Source organism: Verrucomicrobiia bacterium (genome assembly GCA_035765895.1).
Lineage (GTDB): Bacteria > Verrucomicrobiota > Verrucomicrobiia > Limisphaerales > DSYF01 > DSYF01.
This window is the reverse complement of record DASTWL010000094.1, coordinates 1-17,272: the sequence shown is the minus strand read 5'-3', so window position 1 is coordinate 17,272 and position 17,272 is coordinate 1. Positions and strand designations below refer to the sequence as shown.

Here is a 17,272-nt window from a genome sequence, read left to right as displayed (position 1 = left end):
CGCAAATGGCAACGGAACAGAGTTTGAGCGCGCACGCACAAATCAAGCTGGCCTTGCTGGGCTTTGACGCTCCGGCGGAGAGCGGTTCGGGCGAATGGCTCAAGCTGGCCGCCCCGCTGGTGGCGCGCGCCCGGCAGACGGCGCGGCTGCTGCCCAACTACCTCAATCCCGCGGATCAACGCATCCAGTCTTTCTTGTTCGACTACATGCAGGAAGTGGAAGCTCCGCGATTGCCGACCTGGACGCTGGTGCTCGACCGGCCCGGGCTGGCCCGCCTGCTGTCATTGCCGATGGATGGCGATGAGTTCTCGTCGTCGCTGATCAAATCCTACCGGCTGCGCCAAGGTGTGCTGCACAATCCGACGCACGACCGGCGCACGACGCAGGGTGTGTTTCACGTGGCGGATGGTGGCTTGCCCGTGCCGGATGACAAGAAACTCGTGCCGGTGGACGTGTTCGGCCGGATGATGCGGGCCGCCATGCAGCCGCCCGACGATTTGCTGCTGCTGCCTTACACGGCGAAACAGTCCGCGCCGGCGCACTGCTGGGTGTCGCTGTTGTTGCGGCCGCTGGTGTGCCCGGCGGTGCCCGGTTTCACCAAGGAGAAACGCATGGAGGTGCGCTTCTTCGCGCCGGCGAGCATGGTGGCCAACCTCGATTTCGTGGAGACCATTTTTGGCAACGGTGGTGATCCGTTCCTGCCCGAGAACGATGCGGCGCTCGATGTGGAGGGCTGGAGCGGGCACACCGGCTGCGTGGTGCTGGCGCCGCACCTGACGCAGCTCACCAAGCAGGACCTGGGCCTCCCGCATTGGGATCAGGCCACCGAACGGCAGCGCCGCGACGGCATGTGCTGGAAGTCGCCGGACGAGCGTTACAACAACGGTTCGGCCTTCAAGCTGACCGCGCGCGACGCGGCGGGCGTCATCGTGACGCTCATTGCCGACAACTATTTCGGCTATTGCAAAAAGGAGGTCAAAACGCAGATCAGCTTTGCGGCGAATCTGTTTGGGCTGGCGGAGGAGGAACACGCCGGCGGCGCACTGGTGTATCCGCGGTTTGATCTGGGCGAGGCCTACGACGGCACGTCTCACGTGCGGGCGCGCGGACACACGTTTGAGGAGGCCGCGACGCTGTGCGGGGCCGACTTCGATGTGAAGCCCGAAGGCTATGCCGTGGACCGGCGGTATCCGGAAATTTTCCTGGTGCCGGAAGATGCGAAATTTGATCTGCGGGTGCAGCGGGTGCAATGGCAGCGCGACGGCCGGGAGCAGTTTCTGAAACTGCTGCCGGACAAGATTTACATCCGGCCTTCGGGTTACCGCGTGGTGATGGAAAAGCCGCCGGGCAAGCGGGCCTGGCGGCTGGTGGGCACGGCCGCGGAAGGAACGCTCTGCCACAAACCCTGCACCGTGTCGGGCGGCGGCAAATCGGAAATCTCCAAGCCCATCGCGGATGCCATCATCCAGGGGCCGGTCTTCGTGGCGGACTTCAAGGCGGACTTTGACCGCGTGGCCGAACTGCTCGACCACGATTACTCCGACCGGTTCAAGGACCCGGCCCGGTGCGGCGAGGACAAGCGCTCCATCCTGTGCGCGGAGCGCTCACTGGGCTCGGTCATCAAACTGTTGTCCCCTTCGGACACCAACTACACGCCTGAATACAATGCGTGGCTGCAATCCATTCCGCAGCACATCAAGGAGCTGGTCTTCGTGGTGAAACGCTTCTACGAACCGGCGTGGAACGGCAACTGGCGTGACCATTTCAGCGTGGACATCCGTGACGGCCTGCCCGGCAACGAACTTAAAATGGACGGGCGCGTGCTGGTGTCCAACTACCTGCGGGTCGGCTTTGAGCCGGGCGATGGCTCCTGGCGCGTGTTCGGCCTGCGCAAGGATTTCCATCCTTCCTTCAAGATTCAAACGGAGGACGACATCTCGGCTTCCGTGGTGGTGCCGGCAGATCAATTGCGGAATCTGAATCCCGTGGATCCACATCCCTCGGTCAAGTTCGTCGGCAACGCCGAGGCGCGGCTGTTCCAACGGCCCGACGACGCCATTCATCGCGGCTATGACAAGCAGGCCGAGGCGGACCTTGCCGGGCCGGACAATTTCATCTCCAACTTCGCGCCGCTGACCTGGCTCGAGGCGCAGGAACTGGTGGAAGACTCGATCGGCTTCTCGCAGTTCACGGAGCCGATGCAGAAGCTGATTCGCTCCGCCGCGGCGGGCGGCCGGCCGGCGTATTTCGTCTCCTCGGCGCACCCGCGCATCGTGGACGGCAAACCGACCAAGAATCCGCGTTATCTCCAGGTGCGGCCGGATTTGAAAATGCCGCGGGAGGTGTATCTGGCCGAACTGTGCACGCGGCTGGTGCGGCGCATTCCAGCAAGCGAGAAGCTCTACACACCGGTGAACGCCGTGGTGCCCGGCCGTCGCAACAATCCGCCGGAAGCCGGCGTGCGTTCGCTGGCAGTCTTCAATCCGCTGCACTACCTCGAACTGCCCGAGGCGTTCATGGAGTTCATCTCCAGCATGACCGGCAAGTCGCCCTCGACGACGGGCGCCGGCTCGGAAGGCGCCCTGACCAAGGGGCCGTTCAATGCGCTGCCGCCGATCATTGACCTGAACGCCGCGCTGGTTTCGTATCTGCTCACGGAATATCCCGTGTTCCTTTCCGCCGCCGGCTACGTCGGGCCGAAGTATCGGGTGGATCACGACATCAGCCTGCTGGTGCCCGAATTGTGGTGCCGGCTGCTGCCCAGCGAACGCGACCCGGCCTATCTCATCCAGAACGGCTACTTCGAGCGCTGTGCCGATTTTGAGCATCAGGGCAAGACCGTCATGGCCAGCCGTCTCGGTTACCGCATGACGGCGGCGTTTGCCGGCGAATACTTTGGCCGCCTGTTCAACGGCCCACATCTGGTTTTCCCCAGGGAGATGCTCCAGCCGGAATTGCAGGGCATGGACGTGTTCGTTGACGGCATGAACAACATCATCGAAACGCATCGTCGCGTGGCACAAAGCTATTTTGCCGACGGCTCGATTGACATGGCGTGCCCGCCGTTGCGCGCCCTCTTGCACATCATGCGCGACGGCCAATTCGAGGGCAAAGGCGTGGAGCATCCGGGCATCCGCGGGCTCTTCACCCGCGCGGCCTTGATGGAAAGCGACTGGTATGCCGACCGGCTCAAAGCCCGGCAGGAAGGCGATGTGCAGCTCTGGCGGCGTCACGTGCATTACCTCGAATCATTCCTGAGCAAGACGAACTACGCTGACGAGGCGGCGCGTCTGGGCATTGCCGGCCGGTTGCAGGAGGCGCGGCAGACACTCGCCCGCGTTTCCGGCGCCGACTACGCCCGGACACTGGTCGGCACCATCGGCGTGCAGCGCCTGGCAACAACTGCTTCAAGCGGGGCGTCCCGCACGCCGGCCTCGCCCTGAAGCCGACCGCTGGCTTACGGAGCCGGATCGGGATCAGCTGGAAACAAATCGCCCATGCCATGCGTCAGCCAGTGAAGCGCGCCGGCGCCGCCGAAGGCGAGGGTGGCGAAGAAAATGAGCGTGACGAGGAACATCGCGGTGCCCGCCAAAACCGCCCAGCCATCCCGTTCCAGCATCGCGCCTGCGAGCAACACGACGGTCAATGCCGGCAGGGTGTTGGACAAGGGAACCGGCAGCGGCAGCAGCAAAAACAGCCCGGCGGCCAGAATCATCGCGCCGTAAAGGTGGTGCAGCACGCCCACGTCCAGCAGCCACGTCAGGCGCGGACGGAGGAAGAACTCCAGCAGCTTCACCACGCGCCGGGCCGCCGCCAGCAGGCGCGGGAAGAATTGCGCCGGCAACGGCCGGTGAAACAACCAGTCCGGCAGCCAGGGTTTTCGCCGCAGCGCGAGCCGGAAGCCCACCAAGGCGATCACAAAACCGAACGGCGTGGAAAAGCCGGGCAGGGGAATGGGCGTGCAAAAGGGGAGCGACAGCAGCAACAACAACATGATCCACGCCCGTCCATGCAACACGGCGATGACCTCGCTCAACCGCACCGGGCCGCCCTTGAACTCGCCGATGAGAAAGGCGAGTTCCTCCGAGAGGCGCGGCTGCCGTTCAGGGCGCGGCGGGTCATTCCACGCTTCTCCAGGCGGAGTTTGCGCCACGTTTTGTTCGTTGTTGGAAGCCGCGTTCATGGGTGATTCGCCCGGCCACTTGCTGCTTAGCCGCACGCCGTTCGGTGTCAACGACATTATGGCCGGGGCTGTCGCATGTTCGTGTGTATTGCCTGTTTCCTGCAAACCCGATAAACCGGGGAACATTTCCGCCAAGCGACGGTCGTTCGGCGGCGAACCCATACTACTTTATGATACGCCAGGGATTTTTGCTCGTGGTTCTTTCCGTCACGCTTGCGGCGCTGAACGTGCCGGGGCGCGACCAGTGGACGCCGCAACAGGCCAATGCCTGGTATGCCCGGCAGCCATGGCTGGCGGGCTGTAATTTTGGACCAAGCACGGCCATCAACCAGTTGGAGATGTGGCAGGCGGACTCCTGGGACCCGGCCACGATTGATCGCGAACTGGGGCTCGCCGAGGGCCTTGGTTTCACGAGCGTGCGGGTGTTCCTGCACAACCTGCTTTGGCAGCAGGATTCCGCAGGCTTGCTGAAGCGGATGGACCAGTTTTTGTCGCTGGCGCAAAAGCATCACCTCGGCGTGATGTTTGTCCTGTTCGATTCCTGCTGGGATCCGTTTCCGAAGCTGGGACCGCAGCGGGCGCCGCGCCTGCACGTTCACAACTCCGGCTGGGTGCAATCGCCGGGTTACGACTACCTCGCGCATCCGGAGCGGCTGGATGAATTGAAGCCTTACGTGCAAGGCGTGGTGGGGCATTTTCGGGACGATGCGCGCATTCATTTCTGGGACGTTTACAATGAACCGGACAATGTGAACGACCCGGCCTATGTCCGTGAGGAGCCGGCCAACAAGCGGGATTCCGCGCGGCTGCTGCTGGAGAAGACGTTCGCTTGGGCGCGAGAGATGAATCCCTCGCAGCCGCTGTCCTCGGGCGTCTGGCTGGGGAACTGGGGTGACGAAGGCAAACTGTCGCCGATGGAGCGGGTTCAACTGGGCCAGTCCGACATCATCACCTTCCACAATTACAGCAAGCTGGAGGACGTTCAGCAATGCGTCGCGAACCTGCGCCGCTACCATCGTCCGGTGATTTGCACCGAATACATGGCCCGCCCGGCCGGCAGCACGTTCGATCCCATTCTCGGATGGTTCAAACACGAGCGCGTCGGCGCTTACAACTGGGGATTTGTCGCGGGCAAAACGCAGACGATTTATCCGTGGGATTCCTGGCGCAAACAATATACTGGCGAGCCGCCCGTTCTCTTTCACGACATCTACCGGCCGGACGGAACGCCGCTGGTCCCGGGCGAAGTGGAATACATTCGCAGCGTGACCGGGGTCGGAATGAAGCACTGAGCATCTGGGGGTTACCCCTTGAAACCCTTGACCAGGAAGACCAGGTAAGCGCCGACCAGGGCGAAGCCAACCATGCGCGGCAGCGTGCCGAAGAGGGCGACAAACACCAGGTGCAGCACGGTGGCGCCGGTCAGAATCAGCACCCCCATCTGAAAAATCGGCGGCACCTGGAGCGTTTGGCAAAGGGCAAACACACCGAGGCAGAGCGGAATGCAGATGTGGCCGTCGCCGACTTGGGAGCTGTAAATGACTTCCGGCTTGCCGCGCCAGCCGTAGTAAAAGGCCAGCAGCGCGTTGGGCAGCACCATCAACCAGCCGCTCAACCAGCCGAGGTGCTGGCTCACAAACGGGCTGTGGCCGGACCACTTCACCAGCCAGTCCGTGCTCACATAAATTCCCGCTGCGCCGACCGCGAGCAGGGCGAGGTCCACGGGCAGCATCCAGCTGAACGAGCGGCCTTGGCGGACATTGGTCTTCAACACTTCGAAGACATGGAAACATTGCCAGAACAGGAACAGCCCGACCAGCACCAGGCCGTCGCCAAAATCCAGCCGGCCGTCACGCGCCAGCGCCCAGGTGGCGCCGGTGAAAAAGAGCCCCGCGGTCAGTGTCAGCAACAGGGAGAGCCGGTTCAATTCCTGTGCCTTCCGGCCGCCGGCGGATTTGCCGCCGCTTTTTTTCCCGGCGGGTTTGCCCGTCACGTTCAGGCTCCAGATGATGGCCGGCAGGCCGATGAGCAGCGTCATGTTTGTGACGTTGTTGACGAAGCAGTTCTCGACGACGGCGGCGCCCGAGCCCGAACCGTGATTGAGGCCGAGCAGAACGGCGAACAGGAGATTGCCGATGCCGGAGCAATACGGCATCACCAGCGTGCCCAGCACCGTGCCCTCAAAGCCGTCGTCGCTCATGGCCTCCAGCCGCCAGATCATCAGGATCGAGGCGGCCACGAACATGAGCAAAAACAACCACGGCGCCCAGGCTCCGGTGCGTTCAATGCCGGCAATGAATTGTGCAACCAACGATTTCAATGGGCGCAGAGTTAAGCAGGACGGGTGACGGCCGCCAAGCTTCCGCGGAAAATTTGCGAAGCGTGGCGCGTGTTCAGCCGGCCGTCAGGCGGGCCGCGACGACGCGGGCGTCGGCGCCATGCAATTTGAGCACCTTGTGCCGTGACGTGTGGCCGCGCAGCAGTTCGATGCGGTTGCGCGGGCAGTCCAGGGTTTCGCCAAGCAAACGCAGCAGGGCCTCGTTGGCGGCGGCATCCACGGGCGGGGCCGTCACCTTGATGCGCAACTCGGCACCGAGCACGCCGGCGATTTCGCTCCTGGCGGCGCGCGGCTGCACTTTCACCGCGAGCAGGACGCCATCGGCCAGCGCCGTGAGAAAGGGCGGCAAACCGGCCGGTTGGGAGGCCTGGCGGTCGCACGAATGACTCTGGCCGTGCATTTCCCGGGAGCTTGCCCAGAATGCCGCGCAAAAATGAATCTCTTTCTTTCCGTAAACGGGCGCCGCGCTTCAGCCTGAAATCGCATGCCGCGTTTTCCCACCAAGGCGGGTTTTGTGGCTGGCCTGCTCGGGCTGTTGGCGCTGGCTGGCGCGCTGTGGCTGCGTCCCCGGGCGCCGCGGGTTGCCGGGCCGCTCCCGCATGATGTTTACGTGTGGCAACGCGTCTGGAATGAGCCGGTCGTCGATGCCGTCCGCGAGCACGGAACCAATTTCGCTGAAGTGGCGGTGCTGGCCGCCGAGGTGGCATGGCAGAATGGCCAACCAACGGTCGCCCGCGTCGTTCCCGATTACACTGCGCTCCGGCAAGCCGGTGTGCGCTTGGGCTTGGTGCTGCGGATTGGACCCTTCACCGGCCCCTTCGCGGAAAACGATGTCACCGCGCAGTTCCTCTCCAATCTGGCCGGCAGCGTGCTCGACGCCGCCCGGACGAATGCGGTTGCACCGGCTGAACTGCAAATTGATTTCGACTGTGCCGAAGCCAGGCTGGACGGCTACGCCGTGTGGCTCGGGGCCATTCAAAAGCGCGTCGCCCCGGTGCCGGTCACCATTACGGCGCTGCCCAGCTGGCTGGATCGTGCGGCCTTCCGGCGCCTCGCCGCGCACGCCACGAACTACGTGCTGCAAGTGCATTCGCTCGCCCGTCCGCGGGGGGTGAATGCGCCATTTGCCTTGTGCGATCCGCCGGTGGCCCGGCGCGCGGTGGAGCGGGCGGGCCGAATCGGCATTCCCTTTCGCGTCGCGCTGCCCACGTATGGTTATGAACTCGCCTTCGATCCGGCTGGCAAACTCATCGGCCTGGCGGCGGACGGTCCGGCCCGAACGTGGCCGTCTGGGGCGCAAGTGCGCGAAGTGCGGGCCGATCCCGTGGCGATGGCGGACCTGGTGCGGGGTTGGAGGGCGGACCGTCCGGCGGCCTTGCGCGGCGTGATTTGGTATCGCTTGCCGGTCGTGGTGGATAACTTGAACTGGCGCTGGCCCACGCTCGCCGCCATAGTGGCGTCGCGTTCGTTCCGTGACCATGTGCGGGCCGAATCGCGCCGGGTCGAGGCCGGGTTGGTGGAAATCAGCCTGATCAACGATGGTGACCTCGACATTTCCTCCCGGCTCGCTGTGGAAGTGCATTGGTCCCGCGCGGATGGGGGACGCTTGATTGCCGGCGATGCCGTTCAAGGTTTTTCCCTCCTCGACGAGGAGCCTTCCCAGATTCGTTTCCAACAAGATTTGCCCGTGACTCCGTTGCGGGCCGGCGAGACGCGAACCATTGGCTGGCTGCGTCTGGCGCACGATGGCGAGGTGCAACTTGAACTGCAAAGGAATTAGGCCGCTTGCCGCTGCCGTGGCGTTGTTGCTCGGCGTTGCGCGGGCGCTTGCCTGCGGGCCGGATTTTCCCAACCGGCTCCTGCCCGGCGGCGGCGCCGGCCTGCTGGTGGCGCCGGAAACGATGTTCACACGGGAAATCATCGCGCTGGAACGGGCTGCGCCCATCGGCCGGGCGGTGATCACCACCAACGATCCGGCTGCCGCAACGGTGCGGGCTGACTTGGCCGAGTTGGAACAGGCTCTGGCTGCGAGCGACCTGCCGCTGGCAAGCGCCTTGCAATTGCTTCGCCAGTATGAAACCCAGCGTCGCGCGTTGCAGCAGTTCGCCGAGCAACGTAGAGCCTGGGAACGCACGCAGCTTCCCTGGGTGCCAACGAACGCGCCGAGCCTTACCAATCCGCCGCCACAACTCTTGCCGGGCCAGGTGCAGATTCCTGCCGGTCTGCCCGGAGAATTTGCGGATTACTTCCGCGGCGCGATGGCCTGGGCCGGTGGCGACACCAACGGCGCGATGGCCGCATGGCAGGCGCTGCTGAAACGTCCGCCGGCCGAGCGCCATTATCGTTCCACGTGGGCCGCGTTCATGCTCGGCAAAGCCTGTCGTGAATCACAACCGGATCGGGCGGTGGCGTATTTTCAGGAGACTCGGACCCTGGCGGCGGCGGGCTTCGCGGATGGATTTGGTCTGGCGGCGGCGAGTCTGGGTTGGGAGGCGCAGCTCGCGGTGCGGCGCGAGGATTTTAACCGCGCCATCGAGCTCTATCTCCAACAAGCCGCGACGGGCGACTCTTCGGCGTTCGAATCCTTGCGCTATACCGCGTCCTTGGCGTTGCGGCAGCAGGCAACCCGGCTGACGCCGCTCGCGAAGAATCCGCTCACGCAGCGGGTGATTACCACCTACCTCACGTCCGGCGGCTGGCGGCAGCCGGCGGTTGATGTGGACGGACGGCTTTGGGAGCCGGTGGTCCGGCAACTCGCGCGGCAGAGCTTCCTTGTCGCACCGGCGGGCGGATGGCATCACGTCGAATCGCCCGCGGTCCTGTGGCTGCAAGCGGTTGAGGCCGCGAATGTGCGGGACGTGGCTTCGGCGGAGAAACTGGCCCTGGCGGCCTATCAATCGGGCGAGTGGGCGGTCGCGCAACGGTGGATCGATCGCGCCCCCGAATCACCGACGGCCCAGTGGCTCAAGGCGAAGTTGCTGCTGCGTGACGGCAAGGTGGAACCGGCGGCCGCGCTGCTGGCCGGCCTCGTGCGGCAGTTTCCGCCGGGCGAATCCGAAGTGGTTCCGTTGACGCATGCCGCCGCGCTTCCGGAGCGGTTGATGGTGGAACATTCCAGCTTTCGCTTGATCCCGGCGAGCACCCAGTTGCTGGGCGAATGGGGGGCGCTGCATCTGGCGCGGCGTGAATACACCGAAGCGCTCGACGCACTGCTGCGTTCCAGTTACGTGGAGGATGCCTTGTATGTTGCAGGCCGGGTGTTGACGCTCGACGAACTCAAACGTTACGTGGATGCCAACTGGCCCGAGCCGTCGGCGGGCGCCGCGGCTGATGCTGCTCACGGTTTCACCGAAGACGATGCCGCCACCCTCGGCGCGGAAATCCGGCACGTGCTCGCCACGCGCCTGGTGCGCGCCGGGCAACTGGCGGCGGCGCGAGCCTACTTCGCATCCGCCACCCGGACGAATTTGGATGCTTATCTGGCCAGCCTCGCGGTCGGCCACAATCCAGCGAATTCAAAAGCGCAACGCGCGGCCGCATTGTGGACGGCCGCGCAAATCGCTTTCACGAATGAGGGCGACTTTTTTGCGGCGCCAGCGGAAACCGATTGGAGCATTTGCAGCGGGTTGTTTACCTACGCGGACACGCCGCCGGCCCGGTTGCAGCCGGCGGGACAGGTCACTCTGCCCACGAGCGCCGACGAGCGGGAACGCGTCGCCGCTTCCGCGGCGTATCCGGACCGGAGCTGGTATCGGCGTTTCATCGCAACGCGCCTTGCGTGGGAGGCGGCGCAGTTGATGCCCGACAACACGGACGCTACGGCGCGGGTGTTGTGGCAGGCGGGCACGTGGATAAAATACGCCGCTCCGCCGGCCGCCGATGTTTTCTACAAGGCCTTGGTGCGCCGTTGTCCGCAGACGGCACTGGGTGCAGCCGCGGACCAGCGGCGCTGGTTCCCGTGGCTGGACGAGGCAGGAAACATTGAGCCGTTCAAGCCGCGTGCCGGTCCGCCTGTGGCCGCTGCGAAGGCCAACTGAAGCCCGGCCGGCTGGCGTGCACAAAACCGGGGATGTGGTGCACGAATTAGGAAAGACAAAGCCGCCCGTTCTGATAACAATTCCTGCGTTCGCCGGATGCGTTGATGGCCCGGGCAAAGCGCTTGTGCCATTCGTCAGCCCGCCGGCGGCAACCAAAATAATCGTCATACAAATGAGCATTGGCTTGAACATTCCCTCGAACGGCGCGCTGGATTTTCTCTCCCTCGGCGCGCTCGTTCATCGTCTGGATCCCGGCATCATCCCGTTTCGCAAGGCGAACCACTGCGACATCCACGTCAGCGGCGGCGAATTCAACGTGGCCGCGAACCTGGCCGATTGTTTCCGCCTGAACACCGGCATCACGACCGCGATGGTGGATTATCCCATCGGCGACCTCATCGCCGAACGCGTGCGGGCCATGGGCGTGAAGCCGTTTTATCGGAAGTTCAAGCACGACGGCGTGCGCGGCCCGAACATGGCAACGGTGTATTCCGACCGCGGCCAGGGCGTGCGCGCCCCGGTGGTGTTTTACAACCGCAGCAACGAAGCGGCCGGCCAGCTCAAGCCGGGGGATTTCAACTGGCCGGAAATTTTTGGCGCGGGCGTCCGCTGGTTCCACAGCGGCGGGATTTTTGCCGCGTTGTCGGAGACGACCGGTGAACTCATCGTCGAAGCGATGAAAACGGCCAAGGCGCATGGCGCCGTGACGTCGTTTGATCTCAACTACCGCCAGAAGCTCTGGGACATCTGGGGTGGCCAGGCCAAGGCGCTCGACGTGCTGGGTCGCATCGTGCAGCACGTGGACGTGCTCGTCGGCAACGAGGAGGATTTGCAGAAGGGCCTTGGCATCGAAGGTCAGGACGTCGAAGCCAAGTCCAAGCTCGATCCTTCGGCGTTCTACGCGGTCATCGAGAAGGCCGTGAAAAAATTCCCGAATGTGAAGGCCGTGGCGACCACGCTGCGCGAGGTGCATTCGACGAACCGCCACACCTGGGGCGCGGTGGCGTGGGTGAACGGCAACACCTTTCAATCGCCCACCTGTGAGCTGGACGTGGTGGACCGCGTCGGCGGCGGCGACGGTTACGCGGCGGGGTTTTTCTACGGCCTGTTGACCGGTGCTTCGGAACAGGAAGCGGTCAACCTCGGCTGGTCGCACGGCGCGTTGCTGACCACGTTCCCGGGCGACACAACGATGGCGACGGTGGAGCAGGTGAAAGCGTTTGCCAAAGGCGGGTCGGCCCGCATCCAACGTTAGCCTCCACGTCGAAATCCTTCCCACGGGCGCCAGGGTTGATGCCCTGGCGCCTTTTTTGCCGGCAACGCTTTGGTGACGGCGTTCCGGTCTTGTCCGCGTCGGTGGCGTCCGGTGTGGGGCTGGATTTTTCTCGCCGGCTGTTGCAAGGTGGGCGGACGGCAAGGATTTCAATGGCAAAAATCAGACTGTCTGGAACGGTCGTTGGACCGCACGACCCGCACCGCGCATCCCGGGCGCGGTTGCTCTATCTGCTCTTCGCGAACGGATGGGATATTTACAATTCGAACGGTGACCAGCGGATTACGCTGTCCAACATCGAGCGCAAAATCGTCGAGTCGGACGCCTTCGTGTTTACTCCGGGCGCGACGTTGGAGGACATGTTCAAGGCCATTTCGATTTTCGTAGGCTTTCAAACCCTGGACCGCCACCTGATTGGCAAGCCGACCCTCATCCTGAACGAAGACGCTTCATGGACGCCTTTCTTTTCGGTGCTCGCGCATCTGCGCCGGCTGGGCACCATCCGGCAGGACTTTGAACAGGTGCTTCTCACGGTGGAATCACCGGAGGAAGTGCTGACCACGCTGGAACGGGCCAAAACACAGCGCCCGGCCGAAACCGGGCGCCACCACGCGGGCACAACCGAAATGCCGGTGGCGGAACGCCCCTTGCCGGATGATTACCATGGCAGCGCATGTGTGTTTTGCTCCGCGAGCCTGGAAGACCCGCATTACCTTGCTGACGGCGAAGCCATCGGGCGGACGCTGGCCGAAAACCGGATTGGCTGCGTGTCGGGAGCCGGCCGGTCGGGCATCATGGGGGCGGTGGTGAAAGGCGCCGTCGAAGCAGGCGGCTGGGCAGGCGGTTCAAACGTGCCGCACATCATCCAGTTGGAAGGGCTGCCCGACGGTCTCGCGCACTTCTGGCTCCGGCCTGACATTTATACCCGCATGGAGGTGATGATCGAGAACTCGGGTGCCTTCGTTATTTTTCCGGGCGGCGCCGGCACCGTGCAGGAATTGCTGGCCTTGATGATTTTCAAGCGGCAGAAAAATCCGCTGATGGACGGCAAGCCGGTCGTCATCTTCAACCGGCGGGATACTGCGGGGCTGCGGTTTTGGGATCCCTTGATTAATTTGCTTAGCGGGTTTTGTGCGCCTGACGAGTTCACCGTCGCGAATGAGCTTGAGGACATCTTGCCGGCGATCCGGCGCGGATTGAAGCGGCGAACGGTCAGGAATTCCGGTGACCAGCCCGTTGCGGCGGCCAATTGACCTCGCCTCAGCGCGGGCCGGACAAATCCTCCGAAAAAACGTCACGGGCGTGGTCCGCCAGCCGGAGCCACGCCCGTGTTGCAAGATGACCGGTTGCGAACTAGCGCAACGTGACGTCAACGCTGCGCTCCACGCCGTCGCCCAGGTCGATGAAGAGCCGATAGCTTCCGGCGGCCAGGCCCTTCGTGCTCCAGTTGAAGAGGTATTGCCCCGAGGCCGGGTCGAACCGGAACTGACTGCCGCCACCGTAAACTTTGGTGTTTGCGGCATTGAGGTCCCCCACGCCGCTGCCGCTGACGTTGGCGAAGCTCAAGGTGGCCGTCAAATCCGTGATGCCGGCATCCTCGCCGGTGAGCATGAACTTCACCGGCACGGTGCTGCCCGCCTTGACGACCGAGGAGCCGTCGCTGTTGAGCGGTTGCAGAACGCCGGACCAGGAATATTGGTGCTGTTGCGCGGGCGCCTGTTCCACTTCGAACGCGCCCACATCGACGGCGATGCCCTGCGGTCGCGCGAGGCCACGCTGGTCGGTTGCAATTGGAGAGCCGGCGATGTCCGTGGCTGCACCGGTGTCGATGGCCGGGCTGCCGGGCAGCAGGGCGTGCGTGGCCGTCGGGCCGCCATTGTCCTGCAACGGGCCGAGCAGCGGATCGGTGTTGACACGGTCACCTGTTGCCGCGAGCCAGCCGGAGCCGTCATCGCTGCTGAGGTTGTAGCCGAAGGATTGAATGGTGCTGGCGACAGCGGGATCCACCCACAAATTGGCTCCGGCGGTTCCGGCGCTCAACAGGGTGTTCCGGATTTGCAGCGTGGCCTGTTGCACGGCAATGCCGCCGCCCTGGCCGTTGACGGCGTTGTTGCCGCTCAAGGTGCAACCGTCGAGGCGCACGACACCACCTTGACTGTTGTCGATGCCGCCGCCGGCCTGGCTGGTGGCAAGGTTGCCGCTCAATGTGGAGTTCACGATCTGCGCCGTGGCGTTGCCCATGTTGAAAATGCCGCCGCCATGCGCGGCCGAGTTGCCGCTCAAGGTGCAACGCTGGACGACGAGTGACGCGGGGGCGGTATAGAGGCTGGCGTTCAGAATCGCGCCGCCCGCGCCGTTCTCGGAGATGTTCCCGTCCAACGTGCAGTCGATCAGCGTGAGGGTTGCGGCGCCCGGCTGGCCGAAGAGCAACAGGCCGGCATCGTTGAAAATGCCAGCGCCCAGTTCCGCCGAGTTGTCGAGCAACACACAGTTGGTCAGCGTCAAGCTGGCCAGCTCATTCAGGATTCCGCCGCCGGCCGCATCACTGAACACGGAATCGTATCCGTTCGCGATGGTCAGACCGGAAATCGTTACGGTGGTGGCCGGGGCAATGTAGAACACGCGGCTGGCCTGTTGCGCGTCGATAATCAACTGGCCTGGTCCCGGGCCCAGAAGGGTCACGCTGCTGTCCACCTCCAGTTGTTCACCGTCGAGGGCGATGGTGCCGGTGATGCCGGTCAGATCGATGGTGTCGCCATCGGCCGCGGCCGCGAGGGTGGCGCGCAGCGTGCCGGGGCTGCCATCATCCGCGGGGCTGGTGACGACGAGGTTGCTGGCTGAGACGGTTTGGGCCGCGCAAACGGCAAGCACAAGCAGGGAATGGTTCAGGCGGATTGTTTTCATGCGAGTTGATTTGTCCACTGACGGCCACATGCAATCGCTTGGGCTGTCGAAGTTTCGAGAAAGCGCGAACCGTGCCACGGCACAAATGCAAAACCGGGCCGCCGGGGGCCGGATTTGAGCAACGATTCAACGGTGGGCGATGAATGACGGCCGCGCCACGCCTGGCACAACGTTCAAACTTGCGAATGTTCGTCCTCGTGAACGACCCGCTCGATGCGGCGATCCGGGATGAACCATATCAGCGCAACCAGGATGTAGATGATCGCCGAAAGGATCGGGTTAACAAAGGCAAGCCCGACAGCGAGGGCGTAAAGGATGGGCGACAATTTCCCTTTGAAGTCGCGGCCCATTGCGACAGCCAGTTTCGAGTCGCGTCCCAGTTCCGCCACGATGGTGTTCTGCAGAATGTAATAGGCGATGGCCGCCTGCAACATGACGGCGCCGTAAAGCGCCGTGGGGATGGGCGCCAGATGGTTGGCCCCCATCCAGCCGGTCACGAAGGGAAACAGCGAAAGCCAGAAGAGCAGATGCAGGTTGGCCCACATCATCGCCGCGTTGACCTTGCGCACCGCCTTGATGAGGTGATGGTGGTTGTTCCAATAAATGCCGACATAGATGAAACTCAGCACGTAGGTCAGGAACACCGGCAGCCGGGGTTTCAGTGCGGCCCAGTCCGCTCCCTCCGGCATCTTCAACTCCAGCACCATGATGGTGATGATGATGGCCAGCACGCCGTCGCTGAAGGCTTCGAGCCGGTTCTTTTCCATGACGCGCATGATAGCGCGGCCGACGTTCGCGCCGCAATCTTGTGGTCAACGCCCGGCGGCGAAAGACGGCACGGCAGCCGGCAGCGGTCCCCATTTTTGGCGACAGGGCCATGCGCAGGGCAGGGTTGTCTGGCTGCGGGTTTGCTTCCAGAATGTCGGCCATGAACTCCTGGGTGAAGACGGCGGCCGTCCTTTTGCTGGCAGCATTGGTGGCGGGTGGTTGTCCGGCTGGCGCGGCGGAAAACCCTTTCGCATGGCCGGAAATCAAAACGCAAGCCCGGCCGCACACGTATTGGTGGTGGATGGGCAGCGCGGTGGACACGAACAACATCGCCCGCGAACTCGCCCGTTACCACGCCGCGGGGCTGGGCGGCGTCCACATCATTCCGATTTACGGCGCGAAAGGCTGGGAGTCGAATTACATCGAATACCTCAGCCCCAAATGGATGGCGATGCTCAGCTTCACCGTGAGCGAGGCGCGGCGGCTGGGGATGGACGTGGACATGACCACGGGAACAGGCTGGTGTTTTGGCGGACCGCACGTCACGGATGAAGAGGCCAACGCGATCATGGTCAGCCGCAAGTTCAACGTGGCAGCGGGAGGCAAATTGCCGGCGTCGTTCGATCCAACCCTGATCCAGGCGTTGATGGCGTTCGGACCGGACGGCCAGAAGGTTGATTTGACCGGTGCGATGCAAGCCGACGGCTCGGTCAATTGGCGCGCGCCGACGGGAAGCTGGACCGTTTACGCCATCTCACAAAAACCGTCCGGACAAAAGGTGAAGCGCGCGGCGCCCGGCGGAGAGGGGTGGATGCTGAACCTGGACCATCCCGAGGCGATGACCAATTACCTGCGCTGGTTTGACGCGGCGTTCGCGCACTACGAGGGGCCGAAGCCGCGGGCGCAATACCACGATTCCTACGAATACAAGATGGACTGGTCGCCGGTGTTTTTCGCCGAATTTGAAAAGCGCCGCGGCTATCGCTTGCAGGATGAGCTCGACGTTTTTTTGACCGGCCGGCCGGCCGACCGTGCCGCCCGGGTGAAGTGCGATTATCGCGAGACGGTTTCCGACATCATGGCGGAGGAAACCATTCCTCAATGGGTGGAATGGTCGCATGCCCACGGCTTCATCACCCGCAATGAAGCGCACGGTTCGCCCGGCAACTGGCTCGATCTCTACGCGGACGCGGACATTCCCGAGACGGAAATGTTCTACCGCGACCGGAACAGGCTCATCTCGAAGTTCGCTTCGTCCGCGGCGCACGTCGCCGGCAAGCCGCTGGTCAGCGCGGAAACGGGCACGTGGCTGGACGAACATTTCACCGAGACCCTCGGCGAAATGAAATTCCTGTTGGACGACATGTTTCTGAGCGGGGTGAACCACGTGTTCTACCACGGCACGTGTTATTCGCCGGACGAGGCCGGCTGGCCGGGCTGGCATTTTTACGCCAGCTTCGAAATGAATCCGCGCAACTCGATCTGGCGCGATGTGCCCGCGCTCAACGCCTACGCCGCGCGGTGCCAGGCCGTGCTCCAGCGCGGCCGGCCCGACAACGACATTCTGCTCTACTGGCCGCTTCATGATTTCTGGAGTGATCCGCAGGGAACGGTGCGCAACCTGACCGTCCACGCGCGCGACTGGTTTGAGGAGCAGCCCATCGGAAAAACCGCCCAGCAACTCTGGGGCGCCGGGTATCAATTCGATTACATCTCCGACCGGCAGTTGAGCGGCATGCCGGTGTCCGGTCACGGAACCCATCAGGTGC

General features: G+C 63.7%; 12 protein-coding genes. 7 read left to right on the top strand and 5 right to left on the bottom strand.

From position 1 onward, the window contains the following. Positions 1–5 precede the first annotated feature (5 nt). Positions 6–3,443, top strand: a complete 3,438-nt coding sequence (locus VFV96_18755) for a hypothetical protein (GenBank protein ID HEU5072447.1) — start codon at positions 6–8, stop codon at positions 3,441–3,443. A gap of 14 nt (positions 3,444–3,457) precedes the next feature. On the opposite strand, the gene VFV96_18750 is transcribed toward VFV96_18755, so the two are convergent. Next, entirely contained in the window at positions 3,458–4,183 is a 726-nt protein-coding gene (locus tag VFV96_18750) for an exopolysaccharide biosynthesis protein (GenBank protein HEU5072446.1), read from the bottom strand. A gap of 170 nt (positions 4,184–4,353) precedes the next feature. Here VFV96_18750 and VFV96_18745 point away from each other — a divergent pair, with 170 nt between their 5' ends. Further along, positions 4,354–5,475, top strand: a complete 1,122-nt coding sequence (locus VFV96_18745) for an endo-1,4-beta-xylanase (protein ID HEU5072445.1) — start codon at positions 4,354–4,356, stop codon at positions 5,473–5,475. Between the two features lie 11 nt (positions 5,476–5,486). Here the strand turns inward: VFV96_18745 and VFV96_18740 are convergent, their stop codons facing one another. Next, complete coding sequence (locus VFV96_18740) at positions 5,487–6,503, bottom strand: sodium:calcium symporter (protein ID HEU5072444.1); 1,017 nt, start codon at positions 6,501–6,503, stop codon at positions 5,487–5,489. A 73-nt stretch (positions 6,504–6,576) separates the two neighbouring features. Beyond that, entirely contained in the window at positions 6,577–6,921 is a 345-nt protein-coding gene (locus VFV96_18735) for a DUF167 domain-containing protein (protein ID HEU5072443.1), read from the bottom strand. An 84-nt stretch (positions 6,922–7,005) separates the two neighbouring features. Between VFV96_18735 and VFV96_18730 the strand changes: the two genes are divergently transcribed. The 4 genes from VFV96_18730 (at position 7,006) to VFV96_18715 (ending at position 13,084) form a co-directional block, all read left to right on the top strand. After that, positions 7,006–8,301, top strand: coding sequence for a DUF3142 domain-containing protein (locus VFV96_18730; GenBank protein ID HEU5072442.1), 1,296 nt, complete (start codon positions 7,006–7,008; stop codon positions 8,299–8,301). A 16-nt stretch (positions 8,302–8,317) separates the two neighbouring features. Further along, positions 8,318–10,558, top strand: a complete 2,241-nt coding sequence (locus VFV96_18725; protein HEU5072441.1) for a hypothetical protein — start codon at positions 8,318–8,320, stop codon at positions 10,556–10,558. 172 nt (positions 10,559–10,730) lie between these two features. Next, entirely contained in the window at positions 10,731–11,813 is a 1,083-nt protein-coding gene (locus VFV96_18720; protein HEU5072440.1) for a sugar kinase, read from the top strand. 170 nt (positions 11,814–11,983) lie between these two features. Next, the gene (locus VFV96_18715; GenBank protein ID HEU5072439.1) at positions 11,984–13,084 is read left to right on the top strand and encodes an LOG family protein; all 1,101 of its coding nucleotides are present in this window, start codon (positions 11,984–11,986) and stop codon (positions 13,082–13,084) included. A 100-nt stretch (positions 13,085–13,184) separates the two neighbouring features. On the opposite strand, the gene VFV96_18710 is transcribed toward VFV96_18715, so the two are convergent. Both VFV96_18710 and VFV96_18705 read right to left on the bottom strand, forming a co-directional pair. Further along, positions 13,185–14,735: a choice-of-anchor Q domain-containing protein gene (locus VFV96_18710; protein HEU5072438.1), complete on the bottom strand. Its 1,551-nt coding sequence runs from the start codon at positions 14,733–14,735 to the stop codon at positions 13,185–13,187. A 173-nt stretch (positions 14,736–14,908) separates the two neighbouring features. Next, a complete protein-coding gene (locus tag VFV96_18705) occupies positions 14,909–15,502 on the bottom strand; it encodes a TMEM175 family protein (protein ID HEU5072437.1) in 594 nt (197 codons plus the stop codon). A gap of 161 nt (positions 15,503–15,663) precedes the next feature. Between VFV96_18705 and VFV96_18700 the strand changes: the two genes are divergently transcribed. Further along, positions 15,664–17,272, top strand: a 1,609-nt coding sequence (locus VFV96_18700) for a glycosyl hydrolase (protein HEU5072436.1), incomplete at its 3' end; no start/stop codon positions are given.